This is a genomic window from Sphingomonas japonica (assembly GCF_006346325.1).
Taxonomy (GTDB): Bacteria; Pseudomonadota; Alphaproteobacteria; order Sphingomonadales; family Sphingomonadaceae; genus Sphingomonas; species Sphingomonas japonica.
Genome location: NZ_VDYR01000001.1, coordinates 2,279,514 through 2,297,114 on the forward strand (window position 1 = coordinate 2,279,514; position 17,601 = coordinate 2,297,114).

Genomic DNA, 17,601 nt, shown 5'->3' on the forward strand with positions numbered 1-17,601 from the left:
TTGGCCGCCGTCACTTTCGATCCGCCCGGCACCGCCGCGCGGCGAGCTGCGCTTCGGCTGCTCGACGCCGTGCTCCGCCGGGGACTGGCGATCGAACAGGCGATCGGCAATGCTACCAAAGGCATCGACAAGCGCGAGGATCGTGCGCTCGCACACGCCATCGCCGCCGAAGTGCTGCGCTGGCTGCCCGATCTCGACGAACTGATCGATTCGGCGACCAGGCGTCCGCTTCCCGACGATGCCAAGGCGCGCACGGTGCTGCGCATCGCGCTGGTCCAAGCGCTGCGCATGCAGACGCCGCCGCATGCCGCCATCGCCACCGCATTGCCGCTGGTCGATGGCGGTCCTCGCAAGCTGGTGCACGGCGTGTTCGGCACGTTGATGCGCCGTCCTGCGGCCTTGCCCGAATTCCCCCGGCTTCCCGATGCCGCGGCGCTGCGCTGGCAGGCGCATTGGGGCGACGAGACCGTCGCCGCCGCGGGCCGCGCGCTGGCGGTGCAGCCGCCGCTCGACCTGACGCTCGCCCGCCCGGACGCTGAGGCGCCGCCGGGCGAGGCGCTGATGCCGCAGCACCTGCGGCTGATCGACCCCGGCGCGGTGCCGGCGCTGGACGGGTTTGCGGGCGGCGGCTGGTGGGTACAGGACCTTGCCGCATCCCTGCCAGCGCGGTTGCTTGGCGCCGGCCCCGGTCGCGCGCTCGACCTGTGCGCCGCGCCGGGGGGCAAGACGCTGCAGCTCGCGGCGGCGGGCTGGAGCGTGACCGCGGTCGATATCTCGCAAAGTCGTCTCGCGCGACTTGGCGAGAACTTGGAGCGGACCGGGCTGGCGTTCGATATCGTCGCCGCCGATCTGCTGGACTGGGCCCCGGCAAGCCCCGCCGACGCGGTTCTGCTCGACGCGCCGTGCAGTGCGACGGGCATCTTTCGCCGCCATCCCGACGTGCTGTACCGCGTGCGCCCGTCGCTGATCGCGGAAATGGCGCAGTTGCAGGCACGGCTGTTTGCGCGTGCCGCCGATTGGGTGCGCCCGGGCGGGACGTTGGTCTACGCCACCTGTTCGCTCGAACCGGCCGAAGGCGAGGCGCAGCTCGAAGGATTGCTCGCCGCGCGCCCAGATTTCGCGATCGATCCCGTGCAACCCGGTGAATTGCCCCCGGGTCTCGCACCGCACTCGCTGGGTTATGTCCGCACCCTGCCAGGAATGCTGGCCGACCAGGGCGGGCTCGACGGATTCTTCATCGTCCGACTGCGCCGCTCGCCAAGCTGACCGCGTCGCGCTTGCTAGGCCAACGCCCCATGCTACAGGGGGGCGCATCATGGCCAAGCCCGTCCGCATCGCCCCGTCGATCCTGTCCGCCGATTTCGCACGATTGGGCGAGGAAGTCCGCGCGATCGACGAAGCGGGGGCCGACTGGATCCACATCGACGTGATGGACGGGCATTTCGTGCCCAACCTCACCATCGGCCCGGCAGTGGTCAAGGCGCTGCGTCCGCATACGACCAAGCCGTTCGACGTCCATCTGATGATCTCGCCCGTGGACGCCTATCTCGACGCGTTCGCTGAGGCCGGGGCCGACACGATCACCGTCCATCCCGAGGCGGGGCCGCATCTCCATCGCACGCTCCAGCGAATCAAGGGGCTGGGGCTGCGCGCGGGCGTGGTGCTCAACCCCGCCACCCCCGCCAAGATGCTCGACTATGTGCTGGAGGACGTCGACCTGGTGCTGGTGATGAGCGTCAATCCGGGATTTGGCGGGCAGAGCTTCATCCCGAGCCAGCTGCGCAAGATCACCGGGATCCGCACGATGATCGACAAGCTCGGCAAGGACATCGATCTCGAGGTCGATGGCGGCGTCGATCAAGGCAATTGCGAGGCGGTGATCGCCGCCGGCGCCGACGCGCTGGTCGCCGGGACTGCCAGCTTTCGCGGTGGCCCGGCCGCCTATGCCGACAATATCCGCCTGTTGAGAGGCGGATGACCGACCTGCCCCCGGTCGATCCCGGCGCCGACGGGATCGAACAGGGCAAGCGGCTGGTGCGCGTGTCGGGCGATGGTGGGCTGTCGCTCGCGGATCGGCTGGCCGAGCGCTTCCACCGCCTGACGTGGCGCACGCCGCTGCACGCGCTGCGGCTGAAAGGGCATCACCCGCTCAAGCTGATCGCCGTCGCCGACGACCCGTTCCTCGGCGATCCCGATCGCGGCCATGCGCTGCTCGACGGCATGCTTAGCCTGCGCGGCGAGACGCGCAATCTCCACGAGCTCCATCTCGACCGGCCCGGCTTTTCGCCGGCGTTCGGCGAATATCTGCACAGCTTTGCGTGGCTGCGCGATCTGTCGACGGTAGCGACCCGGGCGCATGCCGCGCCGATCGCCGAAGCGCTGATGCGCGAGTGGCTGAGCGTCCATGCCGACCATGTCGCCGGCGCGGCATGGCGCGCCGACAATTGGGGCAGGCGCATCCTGGCGTGGATCGCGCATGCGCCGCTGATCCTGTCGTCGACCGATCTCGTCTATCGTTCGAAAGTCCTCAACACGCTGGCGCGCGGGGCGCGCCACATCGATCGCGTCGCTGACAAGGCTCCGGCGGGGGCGCCGCGCATCGCCGCATGGTGCGGTGTCGTCGCTGCCGGGCTCATCATTCCCGGCGGCGATCCGCGGCGCGCGTTCGGCGAAGCCGGGCTGGCGCGCGCCATCGCCTCCGGCATGTTCGACGATGGCGGCAGCGTCGGTCGCTCGCCGGCCGCGCAGCTCGAAATTGTCCAGCTGCTGACGATGCTGCGCGAAACCTATGCCGCGCGCCGCCTGCAGCCGCCCGAGATCGTCGCCGCGACGCTGCACCGCGCGGTCACCGCGCTGCTCGGGCTGATGCACGGCGATGGCGGCCTGTCGAGCTGGCAGGGATCGGGACCGATGGCGGCCGAGATGCTCGCGCAGGTGATCGATGCCACCGGTGTGCGCGCGCGGCCGCTGCGCCAGGCAGGCGAATGGGGCTATCAGCGGCTGTCGGCGGCCAAGGCGGTGCTGATCTTCGACGCCGCGCCGCCGCCGGTCGGCCGCCTCGTCGCGGGTGGATGCGCATCGACGCTGGCGTTCGAGTTTTCGGACGGACCCAATCGTATCGTCGTCAATTGCGGCGGCGCGCGCGCCGTCACCGCCAGCGTTCCCGCGCCGCTCGCCGAAGGGCTGCGGACCAGCGCCGCGCACTCGACGCTGATCGTGGGCGACAGCAATTCGAGCGCGATCCATGGCGACGGCACGCTTGGCAAGGGCGTGGTCGAGGTCGAGCTGACGCGCCAGGAAAGCGACGCCTCGAGCCGGATCGAGGCGAGCCATGACGGCTATGTCCGCCGCTTCGGCCTGCTCCACCGGCGTCAGGTCGTGCTGTCGGGGGACGGGCGCGATCTGCGCGGAGAGGATTCGCTGCTGCCGTCGGGGCGGCGCAAGGCGCGCGGCGATACCGGTTTTGCGATCCGCTTCCATCTGGCGCCGAGCGTCGAGGTTGCCGCCACTGCGGACGGGCAGGCGGCGATCCTGCGGCTGCCCGGTCAGTCGATGTGGCAATTCCGCAGCCGCGGCGCGGCGGTGTCGATCGAAGAATCGATCTGGATCGACGGCGCCGGCCGACCGCACGCTACGCGCCAGCTGGTGCTGACCGCCATGGCTCCGCCGGGCGGCGCCGTGGTCAGTTGGCTGTTCCACCGGGCACGGTAAGTACGACGCATCGGCCGAGCGCGGACTTGCACTCGCCCGCCGCGCCCCGTACCCGCCCGGGCATGACTAGCATCCCGATCCGCCGCGCGCTTCTTTCCGTTTCCGACAAGACCGGGATCGTCGATCTCGGCCGCGCGCTGGCCGCGCGCGGCACCGAACTGGTTTCGACCGGCGGCACCGCAAGCGCCTTGCGCGATGCCGGACTGACGGTGCGCGACGTGTCCGACCTAACCGGCTTTCCCGAGATGATGGACGGCCGCGTCAAGACGCTGCACCCGGCGGTGCATGGCGGGCTGCTCGGCGTGCGCGACGACCCCGCCCATGCTGCGGCGATGGCAGCGCACGGCATCGGCGCGATCGACCTCGTCGTCGTCAACCTCTATCCGTTCGAAGCGACCGTGGCCAAGCGCGCCGACCGCGATACGGTGATCGAGAATATCGACATTGGCGGGCCGAGCATGGTGCGGTCGGCGGCCAAGAACCACGCCTATGTCGCGATCGTCACCGATCCGGCCGACTATGCGATGCTCAAAGGCGGCGTCACCACGATCGACCAGCGCAGGCTGCTCGCGGCCAAGGCATTCGCTGCGACCGCCGCCTATGATGCGGCGATCGCGGGATGGTTCGGCCATGTCGACCAGGGCGCGCGCTTTCCCGATCGCGTCACGCTGCCGATGCGCAAGCTGGCCGAGCTGCGCTATGGCGAGAATCCGCATCAGCTCGCCGCGCTCTATGCCCCGAACACGGGCGGCGACGGCATCGCCGGCGCGCAGCAGCTTCAGGGCAAGGAACTCAGCTACAACAATTACAACGATGCCGACGCGGCGCTCGAGCTGGTCAGCGAGTTTCGCGACGGCCCGCCCACCGTCGTCATCGTCAAGCACGCCAATCCGTGCGGCGTGGCATCCGCAGACACGCTGATCGATGCGTACCGGGCGGCGCTGGCCTGCGACAGCGTCTCAGCATTCGGCGGCATTATCGCGGTCAATCGCCCGCTCGATGGTGCTACTGCCGAGGCGATCAGCGGCATCTTCACCGAAGTGGTTGCGGCGCCAGATGCCGATGCCGATGCGCGTGCGGTATTTGCGCGCAAGAAGAATCTGCGGCTGCTGCTGACTGGCGATTTGCCCGACCCCGCACGCAAGGGTCGCATGCTCAAGTCGATCGCCGGCGGCTTCCTGATCCAGTCGCGCGATTTCGGCACCTTGACCGACGAATTGCTGAAGGTCGTGACGCGCCGCGCCCCAACGCCGCAGGAGCTCGCCGATTGCCGCTTCGCGTGGACGGTGGCCAAGCACGTCAAATCGAACGCGATCGTCTATGCCAGGGATGGCGCAACGGCGGGCATCGGCGCGGGACAGATGAACCGCCTTGAAAGCGCGCGCATCGCCGCGTGGAAAGCAAAGGACGCAGCCGAAAAGGCGGGTTGGGAAGCCCCGCGCACGATCGGCTCCGCTGTTGCTTCGGACGCGTTCTTTCCATTTGCGGATGGGCTGCTCGCCGCGGTCGAGGCGGGCGCCACCGCCGTCATCCAGCCCGGCGGATCGATCCGCGACGACGAGGTGATCGCCGCCGCCGACGCCGCCGGACTGGCGATGGTGTTCACCGGAATGCGCCACTTCCGCCACTGATCGAACGGGCGCGAACAGCTAGCGGTCGGTCGGAAGGTACAGCTCGCTTCCTTCCTCACGAAAGCGATCGCGCATCTGCGCCATTCCCGCTTCGGCATCGGGCACCGGTTCGGCATGCGCGGCGAGGAAGCTGTCGGCGCCCTGATTCTGCTTTGCCGCGAAGTCGCGCACTTCCTGCGTGATCTTCATGCTGCAGAATTTCGGACCGCACATCGAACAGAAATGTGCGGTCTTGGCACCTTCGGCGGGCAGCGTCTGATCGTGGTAGCTTTCCGCGGTATCGGGATCGAGCGACAGGTTGAACTGGTCGCGCCAGCGAAATTCGAAGCGCGCACGCGACAGCGCGTCGTCGCGTATCTTGGCTGCCGGATGCCCTTTCGCGAGGTCCGCCGCGTGCGCGGCCAGCTTGTAGGTCACCACCCCGACCTTGACGTCGTCGCGGTCGGGCAGTCCCAGATGCTCCTTGGGGGTGACGTAGCACAGCATCGCGGTGCCGAACCATCCGATCATCGCCGCACCGATCGCACTGGTGATGTGGTCGTATCCCGGCGCGATGTCGGTGGTCAGCGGCCCCAGCGTGTAGAAGGGCGCCTCGCCGCACGCTTCCAGTTGCTTGTCCATATTGGCCTTGATCTTGTGCATCGGCACATGGCCCGGCCCTTCGATCATCACCTGGACATCGTGCTTCCAGGCTACTTGGGTCAACTCGCCGAGCGTCGCCAGCTCGGCGAACTGCGCCTCGTCATTGGCGTCGGCGATGCTGCCCGGGCGCAGGCCGTCGCCCAGCGAGAAGGCCACGTCATAGGCCTGCATGATCTCGCAGATCTCCTCGAACCGGGTGTAGAGGAAGCTCTCCTTGTGATGGCTCAGGCACCACTTCGCCATGATCGACCCGCCGCGTGAGACGATGCCGGTGACCCGCTTTGCGGTCATCGGGATATAGGGCAGTCGCACCCCGGCATGGATGGTGAAGTAGTCGACGCCCTGTTCGGCTTGTTCGATCAGCGTGTCGCGAAAGATCTCCCAGGTCAGGTCCTCGGCGACGCCGCCGACCTTTTCGAGCGCCTGATAGATGGGCACCGTGCCGATCGGCACCGGCGAGTTGCGCAATATCCACTCGCGCGTGTCGTGGATGTTGCGGCCGGTCGACAGGTCCATCACCGTGTCGGCGCCCCATCGGATCGACCAGACCAGCTTGTCGACTTCCGCCGCGACGTCGCTCGCGACCGCGCTGTTGCCGATATTGGCGTTGATCTTGACCAGAAAATTGCGCCCGATCGCCATCGGCTCGGATTCGGGGTGGTTGATGTTGCTGGGGATGATTGCACGGCCGCGCGCCACTTCGTCGCGGACGAATTCGGGCGTCACGAAATCGGGAATCGCCGCACCGAAATCCTGGCCGTCGCGGATGTGCTCGCGGATCTGCTCGCGGCCGAGATTCTCGCGCACCGCGACATATTCCATTTCGGGAGTGATGATCCCGCGCCGGGCATAATGCATCTGGCTGACGTTGGCGCCGGGACGCGCGCGCAGCACCTGCTTGCGGACATTGGGGAAGGGCTGGACCCCGCCGGAACGGTCGGGCCCGAGCTGGCCGTTATCCTCAGGGCGCACTTCGCGCTGCGCGACCTTCTCGACATCGCCGCGGCCAATGATCCAGTCGCGGCGGATTTCGGGCAGCCCCGCCATGATGTCGATGCGGGCATTTGCGTCGGTATAGGGGCCCGACGGATCATAGACGCGCAGCGGCGGTTCGCCGCACGACGGCTCGAGGTCGATCTCGCGCATGGCGACGCCGAGTGGGCCGACATGGACCTTGCGCGATCCGCGGATCGGGCCGGTGGTTACCTTGAGTTCGGTGCGGGCAGGAATGTCGGCCATGATGCTCTCCAATGGCGGGAGAGCACGGACTTCGGGAAAAAGGCCGCTCCCTCCCTACGCCGGTGTCAGGCCTGATCCCTGCGGATCAGTCCCTTAACGATGCTGTCGCGTTTCCTCGCGGAAACGCTAGGCCGGATCAGGTTCAGCGGGTCGCCGGCTCGTGCCAGCATCTCAACCGCCGATCAGCGGTCCCCCGGGGAATGGCGTTAGCATAGGGGGGGCAAGCCCCCCCGTCCAGTTCGGTCGATCGTCAGCAGATGTCATCAATCCACCGGCGTCAGCGTCACTTCGCCGCCCAGATAATAGAGAGCGGTCAGCCCTTCATAGCCCGAGTCGGTGCCGATCACGAGCCACAGCCGCCCCTCGGCATCGCTTTCGACCACCGGGCCGTCGCCGTCGCTCGACAATTGCTTCAAGCCATAGCGAGATCCGCTGCAATCGCCGGCATCGTCGGCAGCGACATTGCCCAGCACCGCGACGTCGTCGCCGCCCTCGGCCTGGTTTGCCTTGTCGAAATTGACCGAGAGCAGCCCGTCATCGAGCATCCGCGCCGGCGCCGCGCCGCTCGCCCCGGCCTTGACCGTCACCGCTTCGCCGGGCGCGCCGCCGATGCCGAAGCATCCCGCCGGGGCGTTGCTGGCGATGGTGATGTCGGTATCGACCCGATACGCCTGGTTGGGCGCCAGGTCGGCAACCGGACGCGTCAGATACATGAACACGTCGTCCGACCGGTTCTCGCTCGACAGCAGGAAACCCGTGCGGCTCGCCAGCGGCGCGGGCAGATCCTCGATCCGGGCGGTGAAGCCGATCACTTCCTCCATGCCCTGCGAATAATCGGCATAGTCCGCCAGCCAGCCCGAGGCGCCGTCCGAAAAATCGATGTCGAGGGTCACCGCGCTCGGACCGGGGCCGGGGGTCGGGGTCGCCGTCGGGGTCGGGGTTGGCGTCGGCGTCGGATCGGGATCGCCCGATCCGTTATCCTCGCACCCCGCCAGCACCAACGCCGCCGCCAATAGAATCGCTCGCATCGCTCACTCCTCGTCTGCCAATCATCGGCATGACGAGGCCGGTCGCGCGATCCCGTACGGCGTCCGGCATCAGAAGCTGTAGGCCAATCCGACTGCGCCCAGCCATTGCCCGCGCGACCCCGCCACGCTGGTGATCGGGCTGTCGCCGAAATCATTGAGCATCCGCTTGTAGGTGCCGCCCGCGACGAGTTGCAGCCCGTTCAGCAGGTCGCCGGTCAACGAATGGGTGAATGCCAGCCCGATGGTATAATGCTTCCATCCACCGTCGGCGTCATAGGCAGGCAAGCCAGACAGTACCGCATCGGGCGCAGTGACCGAGAAATAGGTGTCGGCATAGCGGTTCTCGACACGCTCCGCCGAGACGAACAGCCCGACCAGCGCCTTGCGGCTGAGCGGCGTGGAATAGCTGACCGACGGCGTCCAGATGCCGCTCTCGTGCGTGCCGGACACATCGGTGCGGTAGCTGAGCGAGGCCGAAAGCCGGTCGAAATCGCTGGTGATCACGCCGGTCTTGCCGATGCCGACATAGCCGCCGAGCTCGATCGCGATGTCGCGTTCCGGCAGCGACGCGACACGGATGTCGTCGATCGCGTCGACACTCGACCGGTTGAAGTTGACCACGGCGATCGGCCCCGCCTGGAAATCCCAGGTCGGACCGACCCCATCGCGGATCAGGTCGACGCTGGCGCGGTTGCCGAGCACGGTGAAGGCGAAGCCGCTGACTCGCCCGATCGCGGCGGGAAAGGGCGTGACGCTATAGTCGTTCGACCCCTCGTAATCGGGCAGGATCGCCGCGCCTGCGCCGACGATGGCGAAGTCGCCACCGGCATCGGGCAGGTCCGCCGCTGTCGGGGAAGCGTCTTGATCCTGCGCCTGGGCAGGGGCGACGGCGAACGCGGCGCAGGCCGCGAGGGAGAAAAGCAGGGATCGCAAGGAAAGGAACTCCGGGCAAGGTTTCAGGAGCGAAACGTCGGCGTTCAGTTTTAGGTCCGTCGTTCGCACAATTGAGGGTCAGCTGCCCGGACGGGTCCACAGATGATCGGGCCGCGCGACCGCTGCGCCTTTCTTGCGCGCCCGTGCCTGGACCCATGCCCGCGCGATCCAGCTCAGCTTTGCCAGCTTCGACGTCGACACGCGGTGGTCCCAGGCATGGTCGCCGCGCTTGGCCACTTCGCGCGCGATATCGCCGTAAATGCCCGCCGCCGCGAGGACCGCCCAGGCCGAGCGGAACGGCAGCCTTGCGGTGCCGACGCGCGCGCTCGTTTCATATTCCTCCGCCATCGCCGCCAGCCGCCGCGCCAGCACCGTCAGGCGCGGGCGGAAATGCGGTTTCATGTGCTGGCCGGGCGGGAAGTCCATCTCGGTCAACCATTCGTCGGGCAGGTAGCATCGCCCACCGCGATCATCCTCCTCGATATCGCGTGCGATGTTGGCGAGCTGGAAGGCGATGCCGAGGTCGCAGGCGCGATCGAGCGTGGCGTCGTCATCGGGATCGACGCCCATCACGACCGCCATCATGCAGCCGACGACTCCGGCGACATGATAGCAATAGCGCAGCAGGTCGGCCTCGGAGCGCGGCCGCCAGTCGGCGGTATCGAGGCGGAACCCCTGCACCACGTCGCGGGCGAAGCGCGGCGGCAGCCGGGTTTCGGCGGCGACGATGCGCAGCGCGTCGAAGGCCGGATCGCCGACCCAGTGTCCGGCCAGCGCCGCCTCGGTCTTTACCTCGATCTCGGCCAGCCGCGCCTGCGGATCGGCGACCTTGCTCAGCGCGTGGCCGTGATCCTGGCCATCGGCCAGATCGTCGCATTTGCGGCACCACGCATAGAGCAGCCAGGTGCGCTCGCGGGTCGCGCGGTCGAACAGCCTGCTGGCCGCGGAGAAGCTCTTCGAACCCCGCGCGATCGATTCCTGTGCGGTTGCGACGATCGCCGCGCGGGAAGGCACGGCGCCTGCGCTCACAGTTCCTCGCGCGTCATCCGAAAGATCGGCGTGTGCGGCACATAGGCCGCCATGCGATCGAGCAGCCGACCCAGATCGTCGTCGACGATCAGGATGTCGCGGTGCTGCGACCGCAGGAAGCCCACCTCCGCCATGGTGTTCACGAACGCGATCAGATGATCGTAATAGCCCGCGACGTTGAGCAGCCCGACCGGGTCCGAATGATAGCCTAGCTGCGACCAGCTCATCGCTTCCCACAATTCGTCCATTGTGCCGGTGCCGCCGGGAATCGTCAGGAAGCCATCGGAAAGCTCGGTGAAGCGCGCCTTGCGCTCGTGCATCGTGGTGACGGTTTCGAGGCTGGTCAGTCCGCGATGCGCGACCTCGGCATTGACCAGCGCTTCGGGAATGACGCCGATCACCTCGCCGCCCGCCGCGAGCGCGCCATCGGCTACCGCGCCCATCAGCCCAAGCCTGCCGCCGCCATAGACGACGCCGATCCCGCGTTCGGCCAGGCTGCGCCCGATCGCATGCGCGGTATTGAGGAACACGGGATCGGCGGGCGAGGCCGAGCCGCAATAGACGGCGATGCGGTTCACCGCCGCTCCTCCAGCATCAGCTCCGCCGTCGCCTTGGCGCTGCCGACCACGCCGGGAATGCCGGCGCCCGGGTGCGTGCCAGCGCCGACGAAATACAGGTTCGAGATATGGTCGTCGCGATTGTGCGCGCGGAAATACGCGCTCTGCGTCAACAGCGGCGCGAGGCTGAAGGCGCTCCCCTGATGCGCGTTCAGATCTGCTGCAAAGTCGGTCGGCATATAGCTGAACTTGGTGACGATCCGCTCGTGGATGTCGGGGATCAGCCGCCTGCCGACCTCGTCGAGGATGCGTTTTTCGAGGATCGGCCCGATTTCGTTCCAGTCCGCCGGGAATTTCGCCATGTGCGGCACCGGCGCGAGCGCGTAGAAAGTCGAATGCCCTTCCGGTGCCATCGACGGATCGGTGACGGTCGGGTGGTGAAGATAGAGCGAAAAATCCTCGCTGAGCACGCCGTGATCGTAGATGTCGGCGAGCAGCCCCTGATAGCGCGGCCCGAACAGGATCATGTGGTGCGGGATGCCCGGCCATGTCCCTTTGATCCCGAAATGCACGACGAACAGCGACGGTGAATAGGTCTTGCGCTCGAGCTTCTCGGCGGTGCGCTGCGCGCTGCGCGATCCGGTCAAGAGGTCGCGATAGCTGTGGACGATGTCGGCATTCGACGCGACCGCATCGACATCGGCATGCCATCCCGACTTGGTCGTGACCCCGGTCACCCGGTCGCCCAGCGTGACGATGTCGGTGACCGGATCGCCCAGCCGGACTTCGCCGCCGAGCCGCTCGAAATGCCTGACCATGCCGGCGATCAGCCTGTTGGTCCCGCCCATTGCGAACCACACCCCGCCGTCGCGCTCCAGCTTGTGGATCAGCGCATAGATCGCGCTGGTGTTCATCGGGTTGCCGCCGACCAGCAGCGTGTGGAACGACAGTGCCTGGCGCAGCTTCTCGTTCTTCACATAGGAGGCGACGATCGAATAGACAGATCGCCACGCCTGGTACTTGGCCAGTGCCGGCGCCGCCTTGAGCATCGAGGCGAAGTCGAGGAACGCCTTGGCGCCCAGCTTGACATAGCCTTCCTCGTACACGCCCTTCGAATATTCGAGGAACTTGCCATAGCCCTCGATATCGGCGGGATCGAGCTTGGCGATCTCCTGTCGCAGCACCGCGTCGTCATTGGTGTAGTCGAAATTGGTGCCGTCGACCCAATTGAGCCGGTAGAAGGGCGTGACTGGCGCCAGCGTGACGTCTTCGGCCATGTCGTGGCCCGACAATTCCCACAATTCGCGCAAGGCTTCGGGGGCGGTGATGACGGTCGGCCCGGCATCGAACACGAACCCGTCGCGTTCCCAGTGATAGGCGCGCCCGCCCGGCTTGTCGCGGCCCTCGAGCACGACGGTGTCAATCCCCGCCGATTGCAGGCGGATCGCCAGCGCCAGCCCGCCGAACCCCGACCCGATCACCGCTGCCTTCTTCACCGTTTATTCTCCACTATGGCCCTGATCGCGCGCCCGATCGGCACCGGCGGTTTGCCCGTCAGCACCCGCGCCTTGTCGAACAAGGTCGATTGCCCGGCATAGAAGCGGCCGACGAGGCGCGCATCCAGCCGGTAGAACCGCTCGAGCACACGATAGCGCTCTTGCGGGTCGGCGGCGCGGAACAGCATCGCCGTCAACATGCGGTAGAAACCCCGCCGCTCCCATGTCGTGCGCGCGAAGCCGTGGAGCAAGTCGTGCAGGCCGCTTCCCGACAGGTCGTGCGCATTTGCCACCAGCGCCGCGGTACGCACTGCGTCGGGCAGCGAATATCCGGTCAGCGGATGGAACAGCCCGCCGCGCATCCCCGCCTTGGCGACGCGGCTGCCGCCCGATTTCCAATACCCCTCAAAATCGCCGCCCATCGCCACCGGCAGCGCGCCGACCTCCTGCCGGACGATCCGCTCGACCTGCCAGCCCTTGTTCGCGGCGTAATCCGCGATGCGCGATGTGTTGGCGCTGCGATCGATATCGGGCGTGTCGCTGTAATAGGTGTCCTCGACGAACATCCGCGTCGCCGAGAAAGGCAGGCAATAGACGAAGCGATAGCCGTCGATCTGCGGCACGGTCGCGTCCATGATGACCGGGCGATCGCCGCCATGTGGCTGGGCCAGTTCGAGCTCTTCGCCGACGAATTTCTGCCAGCCGAGATCGAGCTGGTCGAGGTCGCCCGCGCCGCGCGTGTCGATCACCCCGCCCGCCTCGATGCGGTCGCCGCTTGCCAGCACCACTTCGCGCGCGCTCAGCCCGAGCACGCGGGTGCGCAGCATCTGTGCCTTTTTCGGCAGCGTCGCCTTCAGATGCGCGTCGAAGCGGTGCGATTCGATCGAGTAATAGGCCGCCTTGATGGTGCGGCCATGTGCCGGAAACGCGATGTCGTACTGGGTCCAGCCATGCGAGATCAGCGGTGCGACGATCCAGCGGTCGGCAGCGGCAACGTCGCTGGCGAAGAACGACCACAAGTGATTGCCGCCGAAGCCGGCGGCGCCATCGATCACGCGCACGTCGAGATCGGGCCGCGCCTTGCGCAGCGCCAGCGCGATCAGCCCGCCCGCCAGCCCGCCGCCGACGATCGCGAGGTCGCAATGGGTGGTGGACGGCATCGTCGTTCGCTAGCCGGGAATGGGGATAGGGGGAAGTGCCTCAGTCGCTCGCGCCCTGCTGCGCCAGTTCGAAATTGGCGATTTCATGCGCGACCGGGGCGTCGCGGTTGGCGAGGACGATGACGGTCCGGCCAGTCGAGGGATAATGGCGGATGTCTGTGTTGATGCCGTCGGCGCCGCCGCCATGTCCCCAGCGGAATTCGCGCGCCGGCACCCCCTCGCCATAGCCGGTGGCGAAGAAGCCCAGTCCCATGAATTCGCGATAGGTGCGGGTCGCCTGTGCGAACAGGCCAGGCGGGATCAGCTTGCCGGAACGTAGCGCCTGCACGAACGCAAACATGTCGCGGGCCGTCGATACCTGCCCGCCCGCACCGAAGCCGCGCGCCGGGATCGTCTCGCAATTGCGCACCGGCTTGCCTGCGACACTGGCATAGCCGACCGCGATATCCGCGGCGGGGTCGCTGCAGTCGGCGAAACCGGTGCGGGTCATCCCGGCAGGGGCAAAGATGTGGCGGGCGAGATAGGCTTCATAGGGTTCGCCCGACACCAACTCGACGATGCGGCCAAGCACCACGAAGCCGAAATTGCCATATTCCTGATTGCTGCCCGGCTCGAACGCTGGCGCGCGGTCGTCGTGCAGCGCGACCATCGCCGCGTGGCTGCGGGCAGCGGCGCGATTGGTCGCATTCTCCGGACCGAACAGATCGATATCGCCAGCCCCTGCGGTATGCGTGAGCAGTTGGCGGATCGTCACCTTCTCGCGGAAGTCGCGATTGCGATAGTTGGGCAGTACCTCGCCGACGCGCGTGTCGAGCGACAGCTTGCCGCCGGCGATCAGCTGCAGGATCGCGGTGCTGGTGAACATCTTGCCTGCGGACGCGAGGTTGAAACGGGTATCGGGCGTGATCATCGCCGGATCGTCGCGGTCGTCGCGCGGGTCGATCGGGCCATAGCCACGCTCGAGCAGGATGCGATCGCCCTGCGCCACCAGCACTACGCCCGAGAACCGGTCGGCCGCCGTCAGCCCCTGCGCAAATCCATCGAGCCGGGCAATTGCGAGACGATCGGCGGAGATATCCGAACCCGGCGACTGGGCGAGAGCGGGTACCGCCAGCATCGCGAGCAAGATGGTGGAAAGCGTGCGAAGCATCCAGATTCGGTCCTTCGTCAAGGCGTGATGCGCGCGACCGGCGGGCTCTGGCATACGCTTCCACCTTCGCCTAGAAGGCGCAAGCCATGTCGATCGCGCTTGCCATCCTGTTGTCCACGCTGGCGATGATCGCGATCGTCGGGGTGCGCTATCTCGCGACGAGCGGCGCGTTCGCACTGGCGACGCGGCTCACCCGCCCGGGCCTCTATACCGGGCTCGACGCGCAGATCGGACGCGAGATCAAATGGTCGCTCTACTCGGCGGTGATCTATGGCGTTCCTGCCGGGATCGTCGGCTGGGGCTGGAGCAATCTGGGCTGGACGCAGATCTATTCCGACGTCACCGATTATCCCTTGTGGTACCTTCCGACATCGGTGCTGCTGTATCTGATCGCGCACGATACCTGGTTCTACTGGACGCATCGCTGGATGCACGTACCCAAATGGTTCCGCATCGCGCACGCCGTCCACCACGCCAGCCGCCCGCCGACGGCATGGGCGGCGATGGCGTTCCATCCGGTCGAGGCGCTGACCGGCGCGATCGTCATCCCGCTGCTCGTGTTCGTGATCCCGATCCATGTCGGGGCATTGGGCGCCGTGCTCGCGATCATGACGCTGATGGGCGTGACCAATCACATGGGGTGGGAAATTTTCCCGCGGTTCATCTGGAACGGCCCATTGGGGGGCTGGCTGATCACCGCCAGCCATCATCAGCGCCACCACGAACGCTATGGATGCAATTATGGGCTATATTTCCGCTTCTGGGATCGCGTCTGCGGGACGGATGGCGGGCTGGGCAGCTTTGCGGTTCGTACCGGGCCAGCGCGGACTGCGCCGGTTGGGCGCGGCGATGCTGCTGGTCGCATTGCTGCCGGGGGCGGCGCCGACGGCTGATCTGACAATCGCGATCGAGCAGCTGCGCACCGACCGCGGCGAGCTCGGCATCTGCGTCACCGCCGATCCGGCCAGCTTTCCCGATTGCAAGGACGACGCTCGGGCGATCTGGCGCTGGACCAAGGCGAGCGCCCCCGCCCTGACCGTCGCCGGGCTGGCGCATGGCCACTATGCGATCTCGGTGATCCACGACGAGAACGGCAACCGCAAGCTCGACACCTTCGTGGGTATCCCGCGCGAAGGCTTCGGCTTTTCGAACAATCCCAAGATCGGCTTCGGACCGCCCAAGTTCGCTGCCGCACGTTTTTCGGTCGATGGGGCAGGCACACGACAGCAGGTGCGGATGCGGTACATGCTGTGAGTGCTTTGGTCCGTTCGTACGGATGCGGTACCGGGCCGGTGCCGCAAACCGGATAACGTCTACCGCCCCTGGCTGCGCCAGCGCTTGACGGTGCGGTCGATGATGCCCTCTTCTCCGCCGGTCTCGCGCCACAGTTCCGAGAACATCGGATCGCCCGACGCCGGGCGGCGCACTTCTTCGAGATCGTCGAACAGCACGCGGATCGGCGTCGCCACGCCTTCGCCGCAGATGATGCATTCGCGATTGCGCAGTGCCGGAATGGCGTCGAGGAATCCGCGCGCGCCTTCGGGCATGGCGGCACGCACGAAGGCCTGATCGCTGTCGTTGTTGAGCCGCATCGCGATGATCGTGCCGCATTGCGACAGCACGCCTTCGGCAAGGTCGGACGGCCGCTGTGTGATCAGGCCGAGCGAGATGCCGTATTTGCGGCCTTCCTTGGCTATGCGGCTGAGGATGCGTCCCACCGAAGAAGTATCGGCGTGGCGCTCGTTGGGGATGTAGCGATGCGCTTCCTCGCAGACCAGCAGGATCGGCCGCTGCGCCTCGCTGCGCGACCAGATCGCGAAGTCGAACACCATCCGGCTGAGCATTGCTACCACCACCGAGGTGATCTCGCTCGGCACGCCCGACACGTCGATGATCGAGATCGGCTTGCCGCCCGATGGAAGGCGAAAGATGCGGCCGATGAATTGCGCCATCGTGTCTGCAACCAGCATGCCGGAGAACATGAACGCATAGCGCGGATCGGCCTTGACCTCGTCGATCTTCGTCTTGAGCCGCAGATAGGGCGAGGTGTCGCCGGCGCGGTCCATCTTGCCCATTTCGAGCTGGATGATGTTGGTGAGGTCGGAGAGCAGATAGGGAATCGGCGAATCGACCGTCAGCTTGACGTCGCCCGCGAGCCGGTTCTTGGCCCGCGCCATCAACAGGCATTTGGCGAGGATGTCGGCGTCGATCTGCGAGTCGGAGCCGTCCTCGGTGACGAACACCTCGCAATGCTCGTCGAAGTTCATCAGCCAATACGGCATCTGCAGGTTGCCGACGTCGAAGATCGCGCCGTTGGTGCGGAACGCGGCGGCGTATTCGCCGTGCGGATCGATCATCACGATATGCCCCTGCGGCGCGAGGTCGCAGATGCGGTGGAGGATCAGCGCGGCGCTGGTCGATTTGCCCGTTCCGGTCGATCCGAGCAGCGCGAAGTGCTTGCCGAGCAGCGCGTCGACATACAGCGCGGCGCGGATATCGCGGGTGGGATAGACGGTGCCGATCTCGACATGCGCGCGGTCGTCGGCCGCATAGACCTGGCGCAGGTCGCCGGTCGATACCGGGAACACCTCGGTTCCGGGCACCGGATAGCGGGTGACGCCGCGGCGGAACTTGTAGAGTTTGCCGGTAAGCTTCTCCTCGTCGCCCTCGCCGAGAAAGTCGATCTGCGCCGCGATCCGGGGGATCGCACCCTCGACCATCCGCAGCGAGCGGATATTGGCGATCAGCCAGGTCGCACCGACGCGCAGCTTGACCTGCGCGCCGACCTGTCCGGCATTGACGAGCGCAAGATCGGTGTGGGTCGCAAGCGTGGCGATCGCCGATGGGTCGAGCAACGCCAGGCTGGATGATCCGGTGATCTCGACAATGCGGCCGATCGCCGAAATGACCGGCGCGCGCCGGTCGCGGCCGCCGACGGCGCCCATCGGCACGGCACCCCTGAATTCATGCGCACCCAAGATCTCGGCCATCCACCATCCCCGGCAAGTCCCTGATCGGCACATTG

General features: G+C 66.9%; 15 protein-coding genes. 6 read left to right on the top strand and 9 right to left on the bottom strand.

What is annotated here, in order from left to right; translation table 11 throughout:
* The 4 genes from FHY50_RS11235 to purH all read left to right on the top strand — a co-directional run bounded on the left by FHY50_RS11235 (window position 1) and on the right by purH (window position 5,342).
* Window positions 1-1,266 (top strand): RsmB/NOP family class I SAM-dependent RNA methyltransferase, encoded by a 1,266-nt coding sequence (locus FHY50_RS11235; RefSeq protein WP_208402838.1) that lies wholly within the window; start codon window positions 1-3, stop codon window positions 1,264-1,266.
* 49 nt (window positions 1,267-1,315) lie between these two features.
* Window positions 1,316-1,978, top strand: a complete 663-nt coding sequence (gene rpe, locus FHY50_RS11240; protein ID WP_140230805.1) for a ribulose-phosphate 3-epimerase — start codon at window positions 1,316-1,318, stop codon at window positions 1,976-1,978.
* Entirely contained in the window at window positions 1,975-3,711 is a 1,737-nt protein-coding gene (locus FHY50_RS11245; protein WP_140230806.1) for a heparinase II/III family protein, read from the top strand. The genes rpe and FHY50_RS11245 overlap by 4 nt, the downstream gene beginning before the upstream one ends.
* Before the next feature lie 62 nt (window positions 3,712-3,773).
* Complete coding sequence (purH, locus tag FHY50_RS11250; protein ID WP_140230807.1) at window positions 3,774-5,342, top strand: bifunctional phosphoribosylaminoimidazolecarboxamide formyltransferase/IMP cyclohydrolase; 1,569 nt, start codon at window positions 3,774-3,776, stop codon at window positions 5,340-5,342.
* 18 nt (window positions 5,343-5,360) lie between these two features.
* On the opposite strand, the gene thiC is transcribed toward purH, so the two are convergent.
* The 8 genes from thiC to FHY50_RS11295 all read right to left on the bottom strand — a co-directional run bounded on the left by thiC (window position 5,361) and on the right by FHY50_RS11295 (window position 14,576).
* Window positions 5,361-7,223, bottom strand: coding sequence for a phosphomethylpyrimidine synthase ThiC (thiC, locus tag FHY50_RS11255; protein ID WP_140230808.1), 1,863 nt, complete (start codon window positions 7,221-7,223; stop codon window positions 5,361-5,363).
* A gap of 263 nt (window positions 7,224-7,486) precedes the next feature.
* Window positions 7,487-8,251 carry a hypothetical protein gene (locus tag FHY50_RS11260; RefSeq protein WP_166745431.1) on the bottom strand — a complete coding sequence of 255 codons (765 nt, stop codon included), beginning with the start codon at window positions 8,249-8,251 and terminating at the stop codon, window positions 7,487-7,489.
* A gap of 69 nt (window positions 8,252-8,320) precedes the next feature.
* Window positions 8,321-9,184, bottom strand: coding sequence for a MipA/OmpV family protein (locus FHY50_RS11270; protein ID WP_180345115.1), 864 nt, complete (start codon window positions 9,182-9,184; stop codon window positions 8,321-8,323).
* A 78-nt stretch (window positions 9,185-9,262) separates the two neighbouring features.
* Complete coding sequence (locus tag FHY50_RS11275; RefSeq protein ID WP_140230811.1) at window positions 9,263-10,213, bottom strand: phytoene/squalene synthase family protein; 951 nt, start codon at window positions 10,211-10,213, stop codon at window positions 9,263-9,265.
* Complete coding sequence (locus FHY50_RS11280; protein WP_140230812.1) at window positions 10,210-10,791, bottom strand: LOG family protein; 582 nt, start codon at window positions 10,789-10,791, stop codon at window positions 10,210-10,212. The genes FHY50_RS11275 and FHY50_RS11280 overlap by 4 nt, the downstream gene beginning before the upstream one ends.
* Window positions 10,788-12,266, bottom strand: coding sequence for a phytoene desaturase (locus FHY50_RS11285; RefSeq protein WP_140230813.1), 1,479 nt, complete (start codon window positions 12,264-12,266; stop codon window positions 10,788-10,790). Before FHY50_RS11285 ends, FHY50_RS11280 begins: the two co-directional genes overlap by 4 nt.
* Window positions 12,263-13,426: a lycopene beta-cyclase CrtY gene (gene crtY, locus FHY50_RS11290; protein ID WP_140230814.1), complete on the bottom strand. Its 1,164-nt coding sequence runs from the start codon at window positions 13,424-13,426 to the stop codon at window positions 12,263-12,265. Before crtY ends, FHY50_RS11285 begins: the two co-directional genes overlap by 4 nt.
* A 40-nt stretch (window positions 13,427-13,466) precedes the next feature.
* Window positions 13,467-14,576, bottom strand: coding sequence for a serine hydrolase domain-containing protein (locus FHY50_RS11295; RefSeq protein WP_166745432.1), 1,110 nt, complete (start codon window positions 14,574-14,576; stop codon window positions 13,467-13,469).
* A gap of 86 nt (window positions 14,577-14,662) precedes the next feature.
* Here FHY50_RS11295 and FHY50_RS11300 point away from each other — a divergent pair, with 86 nt between their 5' ends.
* Window positions 14,663-15,469 (top strand): sterol desaturase family protein, encoded by an 807-nt coding sequence (locus tag FHY50_RS11300; protein WP_166745433.1) that lies wholly within the window; start codon window positions 14,663-14,665, stop codon window positions 15,467-15,469.
* Window positions 15,426-15,830: a DUF2141 domain-containing protein gene (locus tag FHY50_RS11305; RefSeq protein ID WP_140230816.1), complete on the top strand. Its 405-nt coding sequence runs from the start codon at window positions 15,426-15,428 to the stop codon at window positions 15,828-15,830. The genes FHY50_RS11300 and FHY50_RS11305 overlap by 44 nt, the downstream gene beginning before the upstream one ends.
* 59 nt (window positions 15,831-15,889) lie before the next feature.
* On the opposite strand, the gene FHY50_RS11310 is transcribed toward FHY50_RS11305, so the two are convergent.
* Window positions 15,890-17,566, bottom strand: a complete 1,677-nt coding sequence (locus FHY50_RS11310; protein WP_140230817.1) for an ATP-binding protein — start codon at window positions 17,564-17,566, stop codon at window positions 15,890-15,892.
* Window positions 17,567-17,601 lie beyond the last annotated feature (35 nt).

Excerpts from the sequence above, each read along its gene's own strand:
- FHY50_RS11310 (WP_140230817.1), bottom strand. The coding sequence starts at position 17,566 with ATGGCCGAGATCTTGGGTGCGCATGAATTCAGGGGTGCCGTGCCGATG.
- FHY50_RS11305 (WP_140230816.1), top strand. The coding sequence starts at position 15,426 with ATGCTGCTGGTCGCATTGCTGCCGGGGGCGGCGCCGACGGCTGATCTG.
- crtY (WP_140230814.1), bottom strand. The coding sequence starts at position 13,426 with ATGCCGTCCACCACCCATTGCGACCTCGCGATCGTCGGCGGCGGGCTG.
- FHY50_RS11300 (WP_166745433.1), top strand. The coding sequence starts at position 14,663 with ATGTCGATCGCGCTTGCCATCCTGTTGTCCACGCTGGCGATGATCGCG.
- FHY50_RS11245 (WP_140230806.1), top strand. The coding sequence starts at position 1,975 with ATGACCGACCTGCCCCCGGTCGATCCCGGCGCCGACGGGATCGAACAG.
- FHY50_RS11260 (WP_166745431.1), bottom strand. The coding sequence starts at position 8,251 with ATGCGAGCGATTCTATTGGCGGCGGCGTTGGTGCTGGCGGGGTGCGAG.
- FHY50_RS11295 (WP_166745432.1), bottom strand. The coding sequence starts at position 14,576 with ATGCTTCGCACGCTTTCCACCATCTTGCTCGCGATGCTGGCGGTACCC.
- thiC (WP_140230808.1), bottom strand. The coding sequence starts at position 7,223 with ATGGCCGACATTCCTGCCCGCACCGAACTCAAGGTAACCACCGGCCCG.
- purH (WP_140230807.1), top strand. The coding sequence starts at position 3,774 with ATGACTAGCATCCCGATCCGCCGCGCGCTTCTTTCCGTTTCCGACAAG.
- rpe (WP_140230805.1), top strand. The coding sequence starts at position 1,316 with ATGGCCAAGCCCGTCCGCATCGCCCCGTCGATCCTGTCCGCCGATTTC.